The sequence below is a fragment of the Paenibacillus antarcticus genome, from assembly GCF_001637225.1.
GTDB lineage: Bacteria > Bacillota > Bacilli > Paenibacillales > Paenibacillaceae > Paenibacillus_AQ > Paenibacillus_AQ antarcticus.
On sequence record NZ_LVJI01000044.1, the window covers coordinates 101,527 to 122,582 of the forward strand.

20 protein-coding genes and 1 pseudogene are annotated in these 21,056 nt (G+C 42.4%); all 21 read right to left on the reverse strand.

Annotated features, from left to right (window positions below; all coding sequences use genetic code 11):
• Positions 1-89: 89 nt before the first annotated feature.
• Positions 90-245, reverse strand: coding sequence for a hypothetical protein (locus tag PBAT_RS25675; RefSeq protein WP_169810152.1), 156 nt, complete (start codon positions 243-245; stop codon positions 90-92).
• A 135-nt stretch (positions 246-380) separates the two neighbouring features.
• Positions 381-1,124: a hypothetical protein gene (locus PBAT_RS20850; protein WP_084403291.1), complete on the reverse strand. Its 744-nt coding sequence runs from the start codon at positions 1,122-1,124 to the stop codon at positions 381-383.
• A 63-nt stretch (positions 1,125-1,187) separates the two neighbouring features.
• Positions 1,188-1,916, reverse strand: coding sequence for a bactofilin family protein (locus PBAT_RS20855; protein ID WP_068652555.1), 729 nt, complete (start codon positions 1,914-1,916; stop codon positions 1,188-1,190).
• Positions 1,917-1,919: 3 nt separating this feature from the next.
• Entirely contained in the window at positions 1,920-2,555 is a 636-nt protein-coding gene (locus PBAT_RS20860; protein WP_068652557.1) for a YhbD family protein, read from the reverse strand.
• 204 nt (positions 2,556-2,759) lie between these two features.
• The gene (gene argH / locus PBAT_RS20865; RefSeq protein WP_068652559.1) at positions 2,760-4,181 is read right to left on the reverse strand and encodes an argininosuccinate lyase; all 1,422 of its coding nucleotides are present in this window, start codon (positions 4,179-4,181) and stop codon (positions 2,760-2,762) included.
• A 106-nt stretch (positions 4,182-4,287) separates the two neighbouring features.
• Positions 4,288-5,520 (reverse strand): argininosuccinate synthase, encoded by a 1,233-nt coding sequence (locus PBAT_RS20870; protein ID WP_068652561.1) that lies wholly within the window; start codon positions 5,518-5,520, stop codon positions 4,288-4,290.
• A gap of 88 nt (positions 5,521-5,608) precedes the next feature.
• Entirely contained in the window at positions 5,609-6,571 is a 963-nt protein-coding gene (gene argF, locus PBAT_RS20875; RefSeq protein WP_068652563.1) for an ornithine carbamoyltransferase, read from the reverse strand.
• 33 nt (positions 6,572-6,604) lie between these two features.
• Complete coding sequence (locus PBAT_RS20880; RefSeq protein ID WP_084403292.1) at positions 6,605-7,864, reverse strand: acetylornithine transaminase; 1,260 nt, start codon at positions 7,862-7,864, stop codon at positions 6,605-6,607.
• 47 nt (positions 7,865-7,911) lie between these two features.
• Complete coding sequence (argB, locus tag PBAT_RS20885) at positions 7,912-8,751, reverse strand: acetylglutamate kinase (RefSeq protein WP_068652592.1); 840 nt, start codon at positions 8,749-8,751, stop codon at positions 7,912-7,914.
• Between the two features lie 84 nt (positions 8,752-8,835).
• Positions 8,836-10,062, reverse strand: a complete 1,227-nt coding sequence (argJ, locus tag PBAT_RS20890) for a bifunctional glutamate N-acetyltransferase/amino-acid acetyltransferase ArgJ (RefSeq protein ID WP_068652566.1) — start codon at positions 10,060-10,062, stop codon at positions 8,836-8,838.
• Between the two features lie 16 nt (positions 10,063-10,078).
• Positions 10,079-11,134, reverse strand: a complete 1,056-nt coding sequence (gene argC / locus PBAT_RS20895; protein ID WP_068652568.1) for an N-acetyl-gamma-glutamyl-phosphate reductase — start codon at positions 11,132-11,134, stop codon at positions 10,079-10,081.
• A 220-nt stretch (positions 11,135-11,354) separates the two neighbouring features.
• Positions 11,355-12,242: a YitT family protein gene (locus PBAT_RS20900; RefSeq protein WP_068652571.1), complete on the reverse strand. Its 888-nt coding sequence runs from the start codon at positions 12,240-12,242 to the stop codon at positions 11,355-11,357.
• Between the two features lie 114 nt (positions 12,243-12,356).
• A protein-coding gene (prfB, locus tag PBAT_RS20905) for a peptide chain release factor 2 (protein ID WP_246168355.1) occupies positions 12,357-13,476 on the reverse strand; the annotation gives its coding sequence in 2 pieces (ribosomal slippage) (positions 12,357-13,403 and positions 13,405-13,476; 1,119 coding nt in all).
• 196 nt (positions 13,477-13,672) lie between these two features.
• Positions 13,673-16,180, reverse strand: a complete 2,508-nt coding sequence (gene secA, locus PBAT_RS20910) for a preprotein translocase subunit SecA (RefSeq protein WP_068652575.1) — start codon at positions 16,178-16,180, stop codon at positions 13,673-13,675.
• A 333-nt stretch (positions 16,181-16,513) separates the two neighbouring features.
• Positions 16,514-17,065 (reverse strand): ribosome hibernation-promoting factor, HPF/YfiA family, encoded by a 552-nt coding sequence (hpf, locus tag PBAT_RS20915; protein ID WP_068584166.1) that lies wholly within the window; start codon positions 17,063-17,065, stop codon positions 16,514-16,516.
• A 337-nt stretch (positions 17,066-17,402) separates the two neighbouring features.
• Positions 17,403-17,600, reverse strand: coding sequence for a cold shock domain-containing protein (locus PBAT_RS20920; RefSeq protein ID WP_068652577.1), 198 nt, complete (start codon positions 17,598-17,600; stop codon positions 17,403-17,405).
• Between the two features lie 169 nt (positions 17,601-17,769).
• The gene (locus PBAT_RS20925; RefSeq protein WP_068652579.1) at positions 17,770-18,105 is read right to left on the reverse strand and encodes a hypothetical protein; all 336 of its coding nucleotides are present in this window, start codon (positions 18,103-18,105) and stop codon (positions 17,770-17,772) included.
• A complete protein-coding gene (gene fliS / locus PBAT_RS20930) occupies positions 18,098-18,502 on the reverse strand; it encodes a flagellar export chaperone FliS (RefSeq protein WP_068652594.1) in 405 nt (134 codons plus the stop codon). Before fliS ends, PBAT_RS20925 begins: the two co-directional genes overlap by 8 nt.
• Before the next feature lie 19 nt (positions 18,503-18,521).
• Positions 18,522-19,991 (reverse strand): flagellar filament capping protein FliD, encoded by a 1,470-nt coding sequence (fliD, locus tag PBAT_RS20935; RefSeq protein WP_068652581.1) that lies wholly within the window; start codon positions 19,989-19,991, stop codon positions 18,522-18,524.
• A 12-nt stretch (positions 19,992-20,003) separates the two neighbouring features.
• Complete coding sequence (locus PBAT_RS20940) at positions 20,004-20,396, reverse strand: flagellar protein FlaG (RefSeq protein ID WP_068652583.1); 393 nt, start codon at positions 20,394-20,396, stop codon at positions 20,004-20,006.
• Between the two features lie 351 nt (positions 20,397-20,747).
• Positions 20,748-21,056: pseudogene (locus PBAT_RS25680) on the reverse strand (hypothetical protein); the annotation flags it as partial.

The window sequence follows — 21,056 nt, forward strand, 5'->3', positions numbered from 1 at the left end:
AATGGTCGTTAATTGCACTGGAAAGACAAAAAACGGCGCTCCTACTCGGATCGTCGTCGTTTATCTTTATATGAGAGTATGAACATCTCTTAGCAAATGATTCCGAGCTGCTTGGCTTGCTGTTCGGTCAATATGAACTCCTCCGTAGGCCAAAATTCAGCCTCCTTATCTAAACCGAATAGGATGATGATATCATCCCAGATGCCTTTTTCTATAGCTTCCATTTGGGATATGATTACTTTCATAGCGTAAGCCTCTCCTTCGCTTGTTAATAACATCTTCACACAACTAAGTTATCTCACAACTCAGATGATCTATACATAATATGAAATTAACTTATTTCCGGTTTATCGACCCAATGGGTTCGGGCAAGTAGTACTCTATATTCTATTATATTGAACGACTACCGCTCCTTGATCTTGTTTGTATTCGTTCTTGTATTCAACAAGGCCAATCTCACAACCAGAACCAATATAGACATTACGTCCACGAACCACTGCAGCTTTTGTATTCTCTAAGTGAATCTCATCGCCTTCAATACTATCTGCCTGCATAGCACCATATGCACCAGGAGAGTATTTTCCGATAAAGGGAATTGTCATTGCTTTGGTAATTGTGATCTTGCCTCCACCAATCTCACGTGCACGACTAGGTCCGTACAGCTTTATTTCAACAACTTCCCCGTTCAACATGTTTGCAACATCTAATGAGCCGCGTATAATTACTTCTTCTCCCTGACAATCGCCTGATATGTTCAAGCTACCTTGTCCTTTTAACTTCTCAGCATTCAGATGACCTTCTACTCGGATTTCCCCATTCACCTTCAATGTCTGGACAGACACATCCCCTATCACGTCTAACTCTCCTTGAATTGAAACTTCTTGCCCCTGCAACCCTTGAAGGACCTTCATATTCCCTTGACAGCCAACGTTACCTGACTCGAGAAATCCCTCTACAGACACCGTGCCCGTACATTTGAAAAGATTACATTTAACATCTCCATGAATAACGCTATCTCCTAATATTTTAACCTTGTCGTACTGACCTCCACCTGAACTCCCATTCCCTGTGATTCTTAGATCTTTCAATTGTGTTGAATCCGATCTAAATCCGCTCATCTTCACTTAACTTCCCCCTTATCCAAGTTTGTCGTTATATTTGTATTTATACACATTCCATGTTGGAGATTATATTCGTACACAAGACCCTACTTTTGATTCAGGATCTAGATGAATGGTATTCTTATATTCCACTAGCCGAATGGTGCAACCTGGACCAATACTCACATCGTTACCGCGAACGGTATCTACCTCCGCGTACTCCAGATCGATATGATTTCCTTCAATATTATGTGCTTTTAGTCGAATTGAGAAACCGTGCTGAATTTGTTCCCAGAACCTTGGGCTCTTCCATTTCCTCACGACGATGTGTTCTCCTCCAATCTCTTGTGCGGAACACGGCAAATTCAGCTTAATATCTACATGATCAGCATTCAATAATCCACCGATCGTGAAATGTCCTTTAACCGAAAAGGTCTCACACTGCACATCCCCTTTCGCCTTCAATATGCCTCCCACTTCCACCTTATCGCTCTTCAGACTCTCTCCAAAGGTCACTCTTCCATTAATGACGACAGAGCGACAATAGACGTTATCATCAAATGTAGACATTCCACCAATGACCATCTTATCCAAAGTAGCCGTTCCTTCCACTTTAGCCGTCCCATTAATGTTCATCGATTCTGCTTGTAACGAGCCTTCGACCCCTACGGTACCGTTACTTGTGAACGCTAAGCAATCGATGTCTCCACCAATCTTACCCATGCCATCAATCTTAACGTCCTTAAATACCCCGCCGCCCATTCGTCCAATACCAGATATGTTCAGATCATTCCTAGGTTGCTGTTTCTGCTCCATCTACTATTCCTCTCTTTCATTCATTTTTAATTTCAATTCTTCAATACTAGTAGCAAGTGGTAACCGAATAACCCACTTCACGCCTGTATCGAAATACATTTGATCCGCTGATTCCGTAAGAAACAATGTCGATACGCCCATTTTACGTATAAGTACCAATTCACCGTTCTTTCCAGCCAATTTACCGTAGTGTTCTTCCATCGTTCTAACGAGCATTACGCCCTCATCACGTGATAGTTCCCCACTCTTAAGTAATTTCTCTAGTATGTATATACAAAGAATGTTATCGAATGTGAAGTCATCCTGCTTCCCTTGAATTTCAACGTATAAATCCAACGTCATTGACGACACAATGTTACGTTCTATTAGTTCTGTTGAGCGAAGTGACGTCTCTCCTGCGTTGGGTGAGAAGACATCTGCAAGTTCATCTAAGGAAAGATCATCTTTCATGTTAATAATTTTATCTACACGGGCAATGATTTTATGCCTTGGAAAAAATGTTTCCTGTCCTGTATAAGAAGATTTACGGATAAACCAATCCTCTGGGATAAGGATTTTACGTTTCCAGCGATACAGTTGCCCATAAGAGATTCCGGTGATTTCTAACAGTTCTTTTTTAGATATTAAATCGTCGTCCATAGTCATCTCCTCCTTCACTCGTAGTGTAACATAACATTGTTACGTTGTAAATTCGTTTTAGTAGCATTGATCTTTACTCATATCTATATGCACATATCAAAGAACCTTCAAAAGCACGATACATCCGTGAAATTGAAGGCTCTTGGGTAATCCCTTATTAAGCTTAAAGTACAACAACCTGATGTGTATTAAAATGTTATTTCATTAGGCTAGATACGACTCTTCGTCGTGTTGCTCTACCCATTTCTTCGCAGACTGAAGTGCTGCTTCACTACGTTCAATAGCAGCTACAACTTGTACCGTTGCTGTGCCACCATATACGTTACGGGCGTTCACTACCGCTTCCGGTTGAAGCACATCGTAGATTCGGTCATCGAACAATTCTGAGAATTGTTGGAATTCCTCAAGTGTGAGATCTAACAAATACTTACTGTTCTGAATACAGTAAAGTACTGTCTTACCAATAACCTCATGCGCTTGACGGAATGGTAACCCTTTGTTAACCAAGAAATCAGCGATATCTGTTGCATTAGAGAAGTCCTTGTTCACAGCTTCACGCATACGACCTTTGTTTACTTTCATAGTCGCAATCATTGGGGCAAACAATTGAAGTGCACCCTCAAGTGTAGCCACCGTATCGAACATACCCTCTTTGTCTTCTTGCATATCTTTGTTATAAGCCAAAGGAAGTGACTTCAATACTGTAAGAAGTCCGATCAAATTCCCGTATACACGACCCGTCTTACCGCGCACTAATTCTGGCACGTCTGGATTCTTCTTCTGTGGCATAATGCTACTACCTGTACAGAATGCATCATCCAACTCAACGAAGCTGAACTCTGTGCTACTCCACAGAACAAGTTCCTCACTTAGTCGGGACAGATGCGTCATGATAAGTGAAGCATTCGCGAGAAATTCAACGATGAAATCGCGATCACTTACTGCATCTAGACTGTTCTCGTACACACCATCGAACCCAAGTTGCTCTGCTACGAAATGGCGATCAATTGGAAACGTCGTGCCTGCTAGTGCACCCGCTCCGAGTGGAAGAATGTTAATCCGTTTATAGCTATCCATTAGTCGTTCTGCATCGCGTCCGAACATCGATACATACGCCATTAGATGATGAGCGAATAGAATAGGCTGTGCCCGTTGCAAATGCGTATATCCAGGAACGATAGTATCCACGTTGTCTTTCGCCTGTGTAATCAGCGAAGCTTGTAGTTCCTGTAGCATTGCCGTAAGCGCTACAACACGCTTGCGTAAGTACAAGTGCATATCTGTAGCCACTTGGTCATTACGGCTGCGTCCTGTATGTAACTTTCCACCTACAGGTCCGATCTCATCAATAAGATTCTTCTCAATATTCATATGAATATCTTCATCCGAGACAGAGAACTCGATCTCACCCGAACGAATTCTATCTAATACTTTCTTCAGCCCCTGACGAATTGTCTCTGCATCTTCCTCTGGAACGATACCACACTTACCTAGCATCGTTACATGAGCTAAGCTACCTTGAATATCTTCTTCTGCAAGCGCCTTGTCGAACCCGATGGAAGCTGTATATTCCTCTACCAAATGGTTGGTCTGCTTCGTAAAGCGCCCTCCCCATAATTTACTCATGATCATGCTCTCCCTTCTTATGACAACAGAGGGCCGCTCCTTCTCGTGAACGGACAAGGAACGGCCAATTACTGCCTAATAGCTCAATTTATTATTGCATTTTTAATTATTTGTTTTGTTGTACGCCAGCTGCTACTTTAAGGCGCAAAGCATTCAGGTGAATGAATCCTGTTGCATCCCCTTGATCATATGCTTGCGTTGGATCAGCTTCCATCGTTGCGATTTCTGGGTTATATAAACTCACTGGGCTCTTCACACCAGCACTAATCACATTTCCTTTGTACAGCTTAACTCGTACAGTACCGGTTACGTTGTTCTGGCTCTCTTTTACAAGCGCCTGAAGTGTAAGACGTTCTGGTGCGAACCAGAAACCATTATAGACAAGTGTACTATAACGAGTGATCAAGCTATCACGTAGGTTCATCACTTCACGGTCCATCGTGATGGACTCCATTTTGCGATGAGCAGTGAATAGAATGGTTCCACCTGGTGTCTCATAGATCCCGCGGCTCTTCATCCCTACGAAACGGTTCTCTACCATATCTACACGACCAATACCATGCTTACCACCAAGCTCATTTAATTGCTCCATCACTTGAAGTGGTGTTAATTTATTACCATTCAGAGCCACACAATCTCCCTGTACAAATTCAAGCTCTAAGTATTCTGCCTCATCCGGTGCATCCTCAGGGGATGCGCTGAGTAAGAACATGTCTTTATTCTCAGGTGTGCTAGCATCGAACCAAGGATCTTCAAGCACGCCACTCTCATAACTAATATGTAGCAAGTTACGATCCATGGAATAGGACTTCGCCGCAGAAGCGGTTACTGGAATACCATGTTTCTCCGCATAAGCGATCATTTCAGCACGTCCTGGGAACTCATTACGGAACTCTTCTAGGCGCCATGGCGCGATCACGTTGATCTCTGGTGCAAGTGCAGCCACGCCAAGTTCGAAGCGAACTTGGTCATTCCCTTTACCTGTTGCTCCGTGAGCAATCATAGTTGCGCCTTCTGCACGTGCGATATCCACCATACGTTTAGCGATCAACGGACGAGCAATACTCGTACCTAATAGGTATTGACCTTCGTATAGAGCGCCCGATTGGAACATCGGATAGATGAAGTCATTAGCGAACTCATCACGCAAATCATCAATATATACTTTGGAAGCGCCAGTAGCTAGAGCTTTTTCCTCCAAGCCATCTAACTCTTCTTTTTGACCAATATCCGCTGTGAAAGCGATAATCTCTGCATCGTATGTTTCTTTAAGCCACTTCAGAATGATTGATGTATCAAGTCCTCCGGAGTATGCGAGTACTATTTTTTCTTTTGCCATAACCTATAACTTCCTTCCCCTAAATCCTTATATGAACTTCTATACTGAATATTAATTCAATCTATGAATTAATCATACTATGAATCATTTATCCCATCAATGCAGCCATCAAGGCCTTTTGTGCATGTAGACGGTTCTCTGCTTGATCAAAGATAACTGAATTGCTTCCGTCAATGACGCCTTCACTCACTTCTTCACCACGATGTGCTGGTAGACAGTGCATGAAGAGATAGTCACTCTTAGCCCCTTGAACAAGCTGTTCATCCACTTGATAGTCTTTAAAAGCAGCTTCACGAATCTTCTGTTCTTCCTCAAAGCCCATACTTGCCCAAACATCTGTATAAATAACATCTGCGTCTTTAACAGCTTCCTGGGGACTGCGTGTTACTACGATCTGAGAACCTGTCTCACGAGCAATCTCAAGGCATTCTTTCACAACAGATGCATCAGGCTCGTAGCCTTCTGGTGTTGCTACCGATACATGAACGCCAAGCTTAGCGCCACCAATCATAAGGGAGTGTGCCATGTTATTACCATCGCCGATATAGGCAAGCTTCAATCCTTTTAACTTCCCTTTGTGTTCATACACCGTCTGATAATCAGCCAACACTTGGCAAGGATGCGCTAGATCACTGAGTCCATTAATTACAGGTACCGTAGCATAACGCGCTAAGTCAATGACATTCTCATGTCCGAACGTTCGGATCATCATACCGTCCAAATAACGAGATAACACTTGTGCTGTATCACTAATGATCTCTCCACGACCCAGCTGTATATCATTCTTGCTCAGGAAGAGTGCATGAGCCCCCAATTGAAAGGCTCCCACTTCAAAAGATACACGCGTACGTGTTGAGGATTTCTCAAAAATAAGTCCAATCGTCTTGCCTTTAAGAGGTTGATATACCTCTCCACTCTTCTGTTTGTGCTTTATTTCAATCGCCAAATCGATTAAATATTGAATCTCATCTGGTGTGAAATCATCCAACTCGATGAAATCCCGCCCTTTTAAGTTATTCGCGTGGTTCTGCTCAATCTGCGTCTGTGTCATTCTTCGTATCCTCCTTTAATGCGTAATATCTAATTAGACATTCTTAGCTGCTATATGATCGTGAATCAGGTCTACTACAATCGCTACGGCTTGATCAATCTCTTGCTCAGTTACATATAAGTTCGGCAACAGGCGAATCACGTTCGGACCTGCATTTACAAATAACAGTCCCCGTTTCTGCCCTTCTAACACGATGTTGCCTACGGATTCCTCGCACTCAATACCTACCAGTAACCCTAATCCTCTTATTCCTTTGACAAAAGAAAGTCCCGCCAGCTTCTCATTCAACTGCTTAAATAAGTACTCACTCATCTTCGCCGCACGCTCAGGAATATTATCTTCTATCATCGTCTCAATTGTTGCAATGATCGCTGCTGTTGCTAGTGGCGTTCCACCAAACGTTGTTGCATGACTACCCGCTGTAAATGTATCACGCAAGAATTCCTTACCCAACATCGCACCCGCTGGGAATCCGCTCGCTAGCCCCTTGGCAACTGTGAATATATCAGGTTCAACACCGTAATGTTCATGAGCAAACCATTTACCCGTACGTCCCATTCCTGTCTGAACTTCATCAAAGATAAGCAATAATCCTTCTTGCTTACATAATTCAGCAACGGCCTTCAAGAATTCAGGTTCAACAGGATGAACGCCGCCTTCGGCAAGTACCATTTCTATCATTACCGCTGCGGTCTGATCACTTATAGCTGCCTTCAACGCTTCTAGATCATGTAATGGAACCGTCTTGAATCCGGCTGGAAGGGGTAGATAACCTTCCTTCACTTTATCCTGACCTGTTGCCGTTAGTGTAGCCAACGTCCGTCCATGAAAGGATTGATTGAACGTAATCACTTCATAACGTCCAGTTCCTTTGGTCTTCTGATGATAACGACGGGCCAGCTTAATTGCAGCTTCATTCGCTTCTGCACCACTGTTACAAAAGAAAACCGCATCTCCGCATGAAATGGATGTCAACAAAGAAGCTGCCTTCTCCTGATTCGGAATCTGGAACAAGTTAGATACATGCCATAACTCATCAAGTTGTTGCTTCAACTTTTCTTTTACTTTTATCGGCGCATGACCCAGATTCGTGACCGCTAATCCGCTCATGAAATCTAAATATTTGTTGCCCTGATCATCCCACAACCAGCTACCTTCGCCTTTAACCAAGCTAATTGGGTATCGAGCATATGTCGGAAATAACGAACTCGTCGTTTGACTCTTTGCTCCTACTGTTGCTGAATCGACTACTCCTGTATTCCCAACATCACTCTGTTTCTCCTGTATTCCCATCACTCATCTTCACTCCAATCTATTTATATGTTTAAAGTTTAACGTCTCTATCCTCGAGCAATGCGAGTCCCGATGATCTCACCTTGCATAACGCGGCTAAGCACCTGCGGTTCGCTTCCGTCTACAATTACGACTTCTTGAACCTCGCCATGAATACAACTCATCGCCGCCCGTACTTTCGGAATCATTCCACCATAGATTTCGCCAGTCTCAATCATGTCATCAATTTCTTGCACGGTAACGGAGGACAGTACTACTTTCTCGCCATTCACTGACTTCATAATCCCTGGAACGTCTGTTACGACAATCATACGTCTAACGCCTAAATGCGAAGCCACTGCTCCTGCCGCCGTATCCGCATTAATGTTATAGCGTTGACCGGATAGATCAATACCGATCGGTGCGATCACTGGGATATACCCCATGTCTTGCACGCCTTGTATTATGTTCGCTTCAACATGAGTAACTTCTCCAACAAAGCCAACCTCTGCGCTATTGGCAACTGGCTTAGCTTGAATGAGAGACCCATCTACACCGGAAAGACCCCATGCACGACCACCCACGTTCTGAATTCGACGAACAATCTGTTTGTTGATGCTACCCGATAGCACCATCTCCACGACATCAAGAACATCTTCCGTCGTCTTACGTAATCCATGAACAAATTCACTCTCAATACCAAGTTTCGCAAGATTATCCGAGATAGCTGGCCCACCACCATGAACGATGACAGGTTGCATCCCACTCTGCTGCAATTGTCTTAAGTCATGGAAGAAGGAATCCGGCAAAGCCGCAAGCGTACTCCCACCACATTTCATCACAAAACTCTCTTGGACAGTATCCGCTTGAAGCTCCCCTGCCTCATGACTCTCCAGTATCGTTCTCATAATAAGTATGATTTCCCCTCTCATACCAACAAGTTGAGACGACATTACTGTGTCGCCCTTTCAACTTTGTTGAACATTCACTCTTTAAGTCCGATATGCCGCATTAATTCGTACATAATCATATGTTAAATCGCAGCCCCATGCGGTTGCTTGCCCAGTACCACCATGCAGGTCTACAAATATACGTACAGTATCACCTTTCAAATATATCAATGCTTCTTCTTCATCAAATGCTACAGGAGCCGATCCCTTGAGCACCGTAATATGTCCTAATTGAATGTCTACTTGCTCTGGGTTTACAGGTTCTCCCGCACGCCCTATGGCAGCGATAATGCGTCCCCAGTTGGCATCCGCGCCAAATATCGCAGTCTTCACTAGACTTGAACCAACTATCGTCTTAGCAATAGCTCTTGCGGAGTTGTCACTCACTGCTCCTTGGACAACGACTTCAACCAATCTTGTCGCGCCTTCACCATCACGCGCAATCGCCATAGCAAGCTTCTGACATACATAAGTAAAAGCATCAGCAAATGCAGACCAGTCTGGGTGAGCACTATTCATCGCCTCATTGCCAGCCAACCCGCTTGCCATCGTAATGAGCATATCATTCGTACTCGTGTCACCATCTACGGTAATCATGTTGAATGTAAGATCTGTAGCTTGACGCATCAATTGTTGCAATGCATCTTGATCGATACGGACATCTGTCGTCATGAAAGCCAACATCGTAGCCATATTCGGATGAATCATCCCTGACCCCTTCGCCGCTCCAGCAATGATAACTTCCTTGCCATCGACTAAGACAGATACACAAGCTTCCTTCTTCACCAAATCTGTGGTGAGGATCGCTTGTGAGAAGTCCTCCGCGCCGACCGCTTCATTACTAAGACGTGATGGTAATACTTCGATGCCTGCGTGTACGCAGTCCATCTTAAGTAGCTCCCCGATTACGCCTGTCGAAGCGACAGCCACATCTTGCTCCGCTACGCCAAGTTGCTTCGCCATCGCTGCGCGCATCGCATAGGCATCTGCTTCGCCCTGCTGCCCTGTGCAAGCATTGGCGTTGCCGCTATTGACCACGACGGCCTTCAGCTTGCCGTCTACAAGACTCTCGCGCGTCACCTTCAGTGGCGCCGCTTGGAACACGCTTGTGGTGTACACAGCCGCTGCTGTGGCCACTACCTCACATACAATCACGCCGATATCATGGCGCTCTGTCTTCTTCAATCCGCAGTGCACGCCGCCTGCGGAGAAACCCTTCGGCGATATAATAGAACCGCCATCTATGATATTAAAGTTCTCTTTTCCCATAATTGATTGCCCCAACTTATGGATACACAGGTGTGTAACCTAAACCGAGATCTTCCTCCCATCCCATCATCAGGTTCAAATTCTGAATCGCTTGGCCAGATGCACCCTTCACGATGTTATCAATGACTGAAATAATCGTAATTCTACCCGTTCTATCATCTACCAAAAGTCCCATGTCACAGAAATTAGAACCCGTTACTTCTTTCGTTGCTGGCCATTCACCCGTGTCTCTTACTCTCACAAAAGGACGACCCTCATAATACTGACGGTATAAGTCAACAAAATCAGCCTGACTATGTCCCCCTATTACTTTGGCATACATTGTACTCATAATGCCTCGTGTCATCGGTGTAAGATGCGTCGTGAACGTTACTGTAACCTTCTCACCTGTCAGTTCAGTTAACACTTGTTCAATCTCAGGTATATGTTGATGCCTATTTACTTTATATGCTCGTAGATTCTCATTAATCTCTGCATAATGTACCGTCAAGCTCGTTCCACGTCCCGAACCAGATACACCAGATTTAGCGTCAATAATAATGGTAGATGGATCGATCCATCCTGCTATGATTGCTGGTACAAGTCCAAGGAGTGTAGCTGTTGGGAAACACCCCGGATTTGATATAAAATCCTTGCCTACTACGTCTTCACCGAATACTTCACTAAGCCCGTATACTGCCTGTTCAATATAGACAGGATCAGCTGCTGGATGTTTATACCACTGTTCGTATGTTGCGCCGTCTTTTATACGGAAATCGCCTGATAGATCAATCACCTTAAGACCTGCCTGAAGTAACTGAGGAACAAGCGGCGTACTAATGCCAGATGGTGTAGCTGTAAATACAACGTCTGCCTTCTGCGCAATACTATGAATATCGAGACCATCCAAATCCTGAGTAATAATATTTGTTAAATGTGGGAACCCCTTAGAAATCGGTACTCCTGCACTTGAAGTTGAAATGACTGAGGTAATCTCCACACGAGGATGCCCCTGTAACAAGCGAATTAATTCCACACCACCATATCCTGTAGAACCCACAATGGCTACTCTAATCTTAGAATCTACTGTCATTATCCCCTGTTCCCCTCTCAGACCTTACTTGATCAACACCCTTTTATAATTATGTATTATTATACGTCCGAGTTAATATAAATACAATGGTTTCTGACTATTTATTGAATTAAAATTTACCCTCACAAGCTCAATCATTCATGAAAAAATGATGAATCGGAGGGTTGGTCATTACCTTAATCTAGCTATTAATACGACTCTTCTGCTCTCTTCCCACATTCTACCGGTGTAACTTGAATCCTTCCCCAAGAACTTCATGTGCATTACTAATGATGACAAAAGCACCCGGATCAACCGATTGAACCAACGTCTTCAATCGTGTCACTTCATTCTGCCCTACTACAACCATCAGCACTGTCCGCTCATCGCCTGTATATCCACCCTGAGCATGAAGCTTAGTCAATCCCCGATCTAGATCTCTCAGAATGACATCGGTAAGAGAATCCGTATGATCCGAAATAATATATGCGACCTTCGTATAATTAAATCCTAATTCTACGGTATCTATTACTTTTCCAGTCACGTAAAGAGCCACTAGCGCATACAAAGCTTGTTCCATAGACATGACGAACGCCGCTAGAATAATAACCGTACCATCTAGTAATACCACGCATAGCGAGAAGCTCAGACCACTTAACTTCTGAATCACCTGTGCGAGTATCGTCAGCCCTCCCGTTGATCCCCTTCCACGAAATACAAGCCCAATACCGAGACCAACACATATCCCCCCATAAATAGAAGCAAGCAACGGATTAGCTGTTGGGATCGGCCAGTCTTTCGTCATAAGAACAAATAACGGTAAGATCATACTCCCGAGTAATGACCGAATACCATAGTTCGTACCTAACAACAGGAACCCCAATACAAATAAGGGGATATTCAAAGCCCATTGCGTAAATGCAGGTTCTAATCCAAGCCACGATTTGGCTAGAACCGATAGTCCCGATACGCCGCCAGAAGCAATCCCATTAGGTAGAAAAAATAGATTAAATCCTATGGAGATAATCAAGGAACCAATAATAATAAATATGCTGTCTAAAATATGCCTCACAGGGCCATTCAAAGGTATCGGTTTGCGAAATCTCCGATCACGAGTTAATTGCGCCATTCTATGTTGTTCCCCTCTCATTCTTAACATCTACTTTGCTATGTTACTTAATATTTCTCTTCTTTTCCAGAAAAAATTCCCACACGCATATACCGTGTAGGAATTCTAAATTCATTATTCTTCACTATCTGCAACTTTAAGTTGACTACGTAAATATCCATCGATAAAAGCATTCACATCGCCGTCCATCACTGCACCAATGTTCCCCGTCTCCACGGAAGTACGGTGATCCTTTACCATACTATAGGGATGGAACACATAGGAGCGAATCTGGCTTCCCCATGCAATTTCCGATTGTTCTCCTCGGATTTCCGCCAACTCTTTGCGTTGTTCTTCGAGCTTCTGCTCTACTAACTTGGAACGCAGTGCGGTCATCGCCCAGTTCCTATTCTTAATCTGCGAACGTTCGGCCTGACTCGTCACGACTACACCTGAGGGAATGTGCGTAATACGTACCGCGGAATCTGTTGTATTGATATGCTGTCCCCCCGCACCTGTTGCACGGTAAGTATCAATTTTCAAATCTTCTGTACGAATTTCCACTTCAGCATCTTCTGTAATCTCAGGTACCACATCACAAGAGACGAATGAGGTGTGTCTTCTACCTGATGAGTCAAAGGGTGATATGCGCACCAGACGGTGAACACCTTTCTCAGCCTTCAGGTACCCATAAGCATTGAATCCTTTGATGAGCAAAGTAACACTCTTAATACCTGCCTCATCACCGGCTTGATAATCCATCGTTTCGACTTTGAAGCCACGCTTCTCTGCCCAACGCGTATACATTCTAAGTAGCATTTCTCCCCAGTCCTGCGACTCGGTACCACCCGCACCCGGGTGAAGCTCTAGAATGGCATTCATTTTATCGTAAGGTTCACTAAGAAGTAACCCTAATTCAAAATCATCTAACTTCTTCTTCAGACTCATCGTAGACGCCACGATCTCTGCGAATAACTCTTCATCTTCTTCTTCATCAGCAAGTTCAGCCATCATTTCAACATCATCGAACTCACGTTGAAGTTTCTCGTATTCATCTATGGAAGACTTCACACCATTAAGCTCGGCAATCAGGCTCTGTGCCTTCTCGCTGTCATCCCAGAAATCAGGTGCAGACATCTTTTCCTCAAAGTTCGAAATCATCTCTTGCTTAAGATCTAAGTCAAAGAGACCCCCTAAGGTTGGTAAGTTTCGTACTCATTTCACGTAAATCATGTCTTATACTTGGATCGATCATAATTTTCTCGTCACCTCTTCATCAAGTAGAACAACTCTATTTCAGCTTATAATATCACAAACTCCCTCAAACCAGAAAGAACTTCAGTTCATAAGATCCACCTCTCACACGGAGAGTGACTTTAACTGTAGAACCTCCTTAGCTTAAGGGAGTTACTTGTGCACATTACCCATTACATTGGGTAAGTCCACCTATCTTATGCTTCTTGTCCGTGACACTGTTTGAACTTCTTACCACTACCACATGGGCATGGATCATTTCGCCCAATCTGTTGGCCAACGTGGATCGGATTGTGTACAGCAGGCTCACCATTCGTTGATACCTTATTCTCTTCAACGACAGCTTGACGCTCCTGATTACCTTCAATTTGTGCCTTCATCACGTAAGTTGCGACTTCTTCTTGGATATTAGCCGTCATCTCATTAAACATTTCGAAGCCTTCAAATTGATATTCACGCAACGGATCGGTACCGCCATATGCTCGTAAATGAATCCCTTGACGAAGCTGATCCATTGCGTCAATATGACCCATCCATTTGCTATCCACGGAGCGGAGTACGATAACCTTCTCGAATTCACGTACTAACTCTTCTCCAATACGCTCTTCACGTTCGTTATATTTCGCCTCAACGCGATTGAATATATATTCAACGAGATCTTCTACTTCCTTGCCCCATAGATCATCACGAGTGATAGCATCTACGTCTAGCAACTTACTATTCACATAATCCGCTACTTCTTGAAGCTCCCAGTTCTCTGGAATGTCATCCACACAATGTGCAGCAACTACCCGGTCTACAACGTTTCTAAGCATTTCCATAACAACCTCTTTAATATTCTCAGACTCAAGAATTTCACGACGTTGCTTGTAAATGATTCCCCGTTGTTGGTTCATAACATCATCATATTGTAGTACGTTCTTACGCGCATCGAAGTTATTTCCTTCGACACGTTTCTGAGCAGATTCCACAGCACGAGATATCATCTTGCTCTCGATGGGTTGATCTTCTTCAAATCCGAGACGATCCATCATATTCAGTACATTATCAGCACCGAAACGTTTCATCAATTCATCACCAAGTGATAAGTAGAACTGTGTAGATCCAGGGTCACCTTGACGACCCGCACGTCCACGGAGCTGATTATCAATACGACGAGATTCATGACGTTCTGTACCCATAATATGCAATCCACCGAGTTCTGATACACCATCGCCTAACACGATATCCGTACCACGACCTGCCATATTCGTAGCAATCGTAACCGTACCTGCTTGACCTGCTTGGGAGACGATTTCCGCTTCTTCCGCATGGTATTTAGCATTCAGAACGCGATGCTTAACCCCTTTACGCTTCAACATTTCAGAGACAAGCTCTGAATTCTCGATAGATATCGTACCTACCAATACAGGTTGGTTCTTCGCATGACGTACAGCAATTTCCTCAACAACCGCCTTGAACTTGCCCTTCTCGCTCTTATACACCACATCAGGCATATCTTCACGTCTATTCGGCTTATTCGTTGGCACTTGAAGAACTTCCAAGCCATAAATCTTCTTGAATTCTTCTTCCTCGGTCTTCGCTGTCCCTGTCATACCTGCTAACTTGAGGTACATCCGGAAGTAGTTCTGGAAAGTAATCGTAGCTAGCGTCATACTTTCATTCTGTACCTCTTGGCCTTCCTTCGCTTCGATCGCTTGATGCAGTCCATCACTATAACGACGACCCGCCATCAGACGGCCTGTGAATTCATCTACGATCATTACTTCTTCTTCAGCAACAACATAATCCACGTCTAGACGCATGATTACATTGGCCTTCAGAGCTTGTACGATATGATGATTCAACGTTACGTTAGCGTGATCGTATAGGTTCTCAATACCGAACGCCTTCTCCGCTTTACCTGCCCCGGTTTCCGTAAGTGCAACGGACTTAACCTTAATATCCACTGTGTAGTCTTCTTCAGCTACTAGACGCTTCACAAAGCGATCTGCTGTATAATACAGCTCCGTTGACTTCTCCGCTTGTCCTGAGATAATCAGCGGCGTACGAGCTTCATCGACAAGGATAGAATCCACTTCATCTATGATGCAGAAATACAATGGACGTTGTACCATTTGCTCTTTGTAAAGCACCATGTTATCACGTAGGTAATCGAAGCCGAACTCATTGTTCGTACCATACGTTATGTCACACGCATAAGCTAATTGTTTATCTGCATGGTCCATACCGTTCAAATTGACCCCAACAGACATTCCCAAAAATTCATATATAAGTCCCATTTGCTGGCTATCACGTTGTGCTAGATAATCATTAACCGTGACCACATGCACACCTTTTCCCGACAATGCATTCAAATACACAGGAAGCGTTCCTACGAGAGTCTTACCTTCACCGGTCTTCATCTCCGCAATTCTGCCTTCATGGAGTGCCATACCTCCAACTAACTGTACATCGAAATGACGCATGTTAAGAACACGCTTAGCAGCTTCACGTATGGTTGCAAATGCTTCTGGTAACAGTTCTTCTACCGTTTCACCCTTCTCAATACGAGCACGGAATTCATCCGTCTTCGCTTTCAATTGTTCATCTGAGAGTGCAACATATTGTGGTTCCATTTGGTTGATTAGTTCGACCGTCTTCATAAGACGTTTGACATCACGTTCGTTGGTGTCGCCGAAGATTTTTTTGACTAGTCCTAGCATGGTTAACCCCTTTCGTCCGAAACAGATGGTAGAACCAACTTCATAACTTCGAGGGTTAATAATGAAATTGATTCTTAAATGATTGGTTTGCATAAATTGTAACAGTTTGCAACAGATGCCGCAACACAGGCTGTCTCTTATTTACAGCCAAAAGACATAACTCTACCTATAATACAATGAACTATGGGCAACTTTGCCTACATATTATTCCAAGATATCCTGCTAGTTTCTTTAGATCATTCTATATATACGCATAAAGAACCCTATCCGTTGCGCAGATAGGGTTTCTATTTCATTAATATTTAGTAATAGATGGAAAATTTCACTTTAACACTAATCTTGCTCAATCAGACCATACTTGCCATCATCGCGTTTGTACACAACATTTACAGTTTGGCTATCAATATTAGAGAATACAAAGAAATTATGTCCAACCATGTTCATTTGCAATATAGCTTCTTCAACATCCATAGGCTTCAGGAAAAAGCGCTTCGTACGAACTACTTCTAATTCGTCTTCTGGATCGCCACTTACGATTGAACCCGCCGCACCCGAACTTTCAGTGAATAGCGTCTTCAGACTTCCTTCTTGACGGAACTTACGGTTAAGCTTCGTCTTATGCTTACGAATCTGACGTTCTAGCTTGTCCACGACCGCATCAATGGATGAATACATATCATCGCTACGATCTTCTGCACGAAGCATCACGCCTGGCAATGGGATGGTTACCTCTACAGTGTGTAATCCTCGAATGACACCCAGCGTAACATATCCTTCTGAAGTAGGTGCATCGAAATACTTCTCAAGTCTATTGAACTTCTTATCAACGTACTCCTTCAAAGCATCTGTCACTTCAATTTGTTGACCTCGAATACTGAAATTCATAAGGCACTCCTCCTTTGCAACACCATTATATCATAATTGTTAACGCCAAGTAAAAAGGTAATTCTGTGTCTTAAATTAACCATGTAAACACTTATTATTTTATATACGTGAACCTAATAAACCAACGTATATGGGTAGATCAATCTAGAAATTAACTACATTAATAACCTGATGGTTACTCTTCATTAACCCCAATCAAGAAGGAAGAAACATGGTTAATATATCCACAATAATAATGTACTAGATGAATAGACAAATAAAGACCCTGGAATCGTCCAGGGTCTGAAATTATTATTCAATTGATCCAACTCTATTGAGTTGGTTTAAGCCAGAGGGATTATAATTTGATTACGTTAGAAGCTTGTGGTCCACGAGCGCCGTCAACAACGTCAAACTCAACAGCTTGACCTTCGTCTAAGCTTTTGAAACCGTCTGTTTGAATTGCGGAGAAATGTACGAATACATCGCCACCATCTTCTGTTTCAATGAATCCGAAACCTTTTTCAGCGTTAAACCATTTCACTTTTCCTTGCATAAATAAACATTCCCTTCGTTTTTAAAGATAAAGTAAGCAAGCGCTTACTTTAGGAATATAACACCTGTTGATATTCAATGTCAATAAATTCATGTTAACGCACTATGTATCATAGAATAGCCTATCTCATTAGTAGATAGGCTATTCTTACTATATTACTAATACCCCTTTATTTAAAGCGATCCATTAATATGCTTTCAGACGAATATGCAGAGTCATAAACATTACGCTGCGCTTTTGCAATATTACGTTGTTGCAACCACTCCCGCGCTTCATCCATCAAAATTTGCATACGATTAACAATAGAAGAATCATGTTGCAAGAGATTTTGGATTCTCACTTTCTGATGATTGCTCATTGTACTACTCTGAAGCAAAATTTCTATCATTGTAATAAATTCCTGTCGCTCCTCAACAAATTGTTCCACTTCTTCAAATGATACCGTATCCAGTCGGTCTATTATGGTATTGGTTAACTGCTCCAACTGATCGATCAACTTATCCATTGTGATTCCCACCCACACTGCTTGTAGCCCCATTCACCAGCTTACTTGCCTCTAACCAAGTCTCACGCAGATTCAATAAGTAGCTTAGTGCCTCTTCTGCAGGCTCTATCACCTTTTTGATATTAGATTGAATCAGTAAAAAATTCATATAATCATATAGAGAGTACAAATTTTTAGAAATATCATATGAATGATCCAATGTAGACATTAACTCACTAATGATCGTCTGAGCCTTACCCAAATTATCATTTGCCTTCTGTAAATCACTATTACGTATCCCCTCAACTCCAGCTTTCACAAAACGTATGGCTCCATCATACAGCATAAGAACAAGTTGCGCCGGATTAGATGTCTGAACTGAGGACTGTCTATATTTATCATAAGGAGATGTAATCAATATACTCATCCCTCACTTTCTATTGTGAATAATTTGTTAAACTGGATGACTGTGATTGATATTTATTCATTGCTTTTTCCATTGCCGTGAATTGCTTGTAGTATCTAGTCTCCATATCTACAAGACGAACTTCTAGACTGGAAATCCGCTTATTATAATCTTTTAACTTTCTACCCATCACGCTTTCTTCTTTATAAACACTATTTATATCCGAAGAGTATTTAGAAGTACCTGCTTTAGTTACCATCTTGGTAAGAGCTTCATCCATGGTATTTCCTATCTTTTCGAATATCCCCTTCGTAGAACCATCCGTTGTACCTTTGAATATGTTAGTAACCTTTTGGGGATCACTCTGAAGCGCTGCTTTTAGCTTCTCTTCATTAATATAAATTTTACCATTTTCATAATACTGACCCGTAGTTATTCCTACCGAGCTCAATTCCTTTAGTTGTTCCATAATGGCTGAACGCATGGATGAAGTGGTAGCTTTCAAGATCTCATCATTTTTCAAGAGACCACTTTTTGCCTTTGCTTCCCAAGCTATAACATCACTATCTTTCATTTCTTTCTTTTCTTCGTTTGTAAGTGGTTGATAAGTCCTATATTTCTCCTCATTTACCTTAGTACTAAATGTATTAATGAAATCATTATAATTATCGACAAAAGCCTTAATCGTGTCCAGTGCCTTCGTGCTATCCGTCGTAGTTGTAATGTTAACGGGATTAGCTGCTGTATTGGTTGCAAGTAAACTTAGTTGAATTCCATTTACAGTGAGTGAATTGCTATCAGAATAAAAGGTTTTAGTTGATGTATTTGATGGGTCTAAAGGGTTTACTTTCACATTAACTACTGCCTGTTTAGCAGTCTCCACTCCCCCAAAACTAAATGCATTAAAATTGCTGGTATCGACCGTAATGTCCTTACCATACTCTTTGGATATAACGGAGAATTTACCGCTCACTTCATCAAATGCGGCAATAACATTGGCATTTGGTAACGAATTGATCTTCCTAATCGCACTCGCGATAGTGTCGTCTTTACTCAAAGATAAGAGCTTACCGTTGATAACTAAATCAAAATTTGAAGCGGTTATCTCGCCACCTAAATCTTCAAGCTTAGTGCTTAATTGAGCAGTTTTTGTATCACCAGTTGTCAAAGCTTCCGATTGAATGTTAGACTTCTTCGCAAGACTTACTACTTCTATTGACATAGCCGTACCATTAGCATCAGCAGTAGCTTCTGCCTTTACGGCGGTTGTATTCCCCGTTAACACCGCTTGTTGGGTATTCATACCCGCTGAAAGCTTATATGATTTAAGTTTATTATCTTTAAAATCTACAATTTTGCTATTCAATTCACGATAGCTATCACGGGTCCATTGCAGAATAGTTTTTTGCTGATTCAGTTTATTAAGAGGGGCTCGCTTTGCTGTCATTAGTTGTGATACCATACTATCTACATCCATACCCGAAAAACCATTGATTCTCATTTCTCTTTCCCCCTATACCTTTTCGTCTACGAGTATCCCCGCAATTTCCATCATCTTAGCCACTAAGTCCAGTGTCTTCTCCGCTGGAATTTCCCGAATAAGCTCTCCACTATCCTTGTTAAGGACCTTCACCATGATAGCATGTGTTTTCTCATGCACACTGACTTCAAGAGTGGTCGACGGACCTTGAAGTGCCTTTACAGCACGTTCAATTGTACGAATCAAATGCTCTTCACCTAGAGAAACCTGAACACCTTCTTTTTCGAGTTTCGCTAACTCAGTCCCACTTTTCACAACATTCCTTATATTCTTATCCTGATTAGAAGCAGCATTATCACTTAGTTGTCTTAAATCGGCTGTTTTGCTGCTCATGGTGTTGGTCGTTAGTGAAAATTGTAGATTCAATTCGACAACCTCCAATGGCATATTAACATATTTATCTTATTTATCGGTTACTTGCCTTAGTTTATGAATAGAAAAGAGTGAAATTTGGACTTCTATAAAGAAAGTAGACGCCGTGTTAAACATTTTTTTGTAAACTTATCTTCTCTTCCTTTCGAAGAGTGCAGTAACACGAACTGAAGATAAATAACCTATTGATCTATCCGTTAGTTTGTGGTCATAAAAGAACAAGGTTCTAGTTCAATCAATAGACAATAATGAATCAGCGCTTTGTTGTAATACCGCTTCTTAGAACAAAAAAACTGGTTTCTGCAACTAAGCAGAAACCAGACATGCAATTATTATTTATTATGATTACTCTGCAATATAATCTTTAACTACACGGGTACTTTCTTGCTTGTTCTCTTTGGTAATTGTTACATATACCTTGCCTGCTTTTACCGAAAGCTGATCAATAGTTACATTTACAGATGTCTTACCATCTGCAACTGTTGCCATTCCAACCGAGCCTCCTCCAGTTGCAACATCGTATACGTTTACGACGTCACCAGCTTCCAAGCCTGTAACTCTCACGATATCTGCGGTACCATCGTTGTTTAACACTACGATATTAGCTGCAACCGCTGAATTTGTAATTTCCGAGTCATACGCTTTTACAGTTCT

Coding starts and splice junctions, on each gene's coding strand:
- PBAT_RS25675 (WP_169810152.1), bottom strand. CDS start 245: ATGAAAGTAATCATATCCCAAATGGAAGCTATAGAAAAAGGCATCTGG.
- PBAT_RS20855 (WP_068652555.1), bottom strand. CDS start 1,916: ATGGAGCAGAAACAGCAACCTAGGAATGATCTGAACATATCTGGTATT.
- PBAT_RS20860 (WP_068652557.1), bottom strand. CDS start 2,555: ATGGACGACGATTTAATATCTAAAAAAGAACTGTTAGAAATCACCGGA.
- argH (WP_068652559.1), bottom strand. CDS start 4,181: ATGAGTAAATTATGGGGAGGGCGCTTTACGAAGCAGACCAACCATTTG.
- PBAT_RS20870 (WP_068652561.1), bottom strand. CDS start 5,520: ATGGCAAAAGAAAAAATAGTACTCGCATACTCCGGAGGACTTGATACA.
- argF (WP_068652563.1), bottom strand. CDS start 6,571: ATGACACAGACGCAGATTGAGCAGAACCACGCGAATAACTTAAAAGGG.
- PBAT_RS20880 (WP_084403292.1), bottom strand. CDS start 7,864: ATGGGAATACAGGAGAAACAGAGTGATGTTGGGAATACAGGAGTAGTC.
- argB (WP_068652592.1), bottom strand. CDS start 8,751: ATGAGAACGATACTGGAGAGTCATGAGGCAGGGGAGCTTCAAGCGGAT.
- argJ (WP_068652566.1), bottom strand. CDS start 10,062: ATGGGAAAAGAGAACTTTAATATCATAGATGGCGGTTCTATTATATCG.
- argC (WP_068652568.1), bottom strand. CDS start 11,134: ATGACAGTAGATTCTAAGATTAGAGTAGCCATTGTGGGTTCTACAGGA.
- PBAT_RS20900 (WP_068652571.1), bottom strand. CDS start 12,242: ATGGCGCAATTAACTCGTGATCGGAGATTTCGCAAACCGATACCTTTG.
- secA (WP_068652575.1), bottom strand. CDS start 16,180: ATGCTAGGACTAGTCAAAAAAATCTTCGGCGACACCAACGAACGTGAT.
- hpf (WP_068584166.1), bottom strand. CDS start 17,065: ATGAATTTCAGTATTCGAGGTCAACAAATTGAAGTGACAGATGCTTTG.
- PBAT_RS20920 (WP_068652577.1), bottom strand. CDS start 17,600: ATGCAAGGAAAAGTGAAATGGTTTAACGCTGAAAAAGGTTTCGGATTC.
- PBAT_RS20925 (WP_068652579.1), bottom strand. CDS start 18,105: ATGGATAAGTTGATCGATCAGTTGGAGCAGTTAACCAATACCATAATA.
- fliD (WP_068652581.1), bottom strand. CDS start 19,991: ATGAGAATCAATGGTTTTTCGGGTATGGATGTAGATAGTATGGTATCA.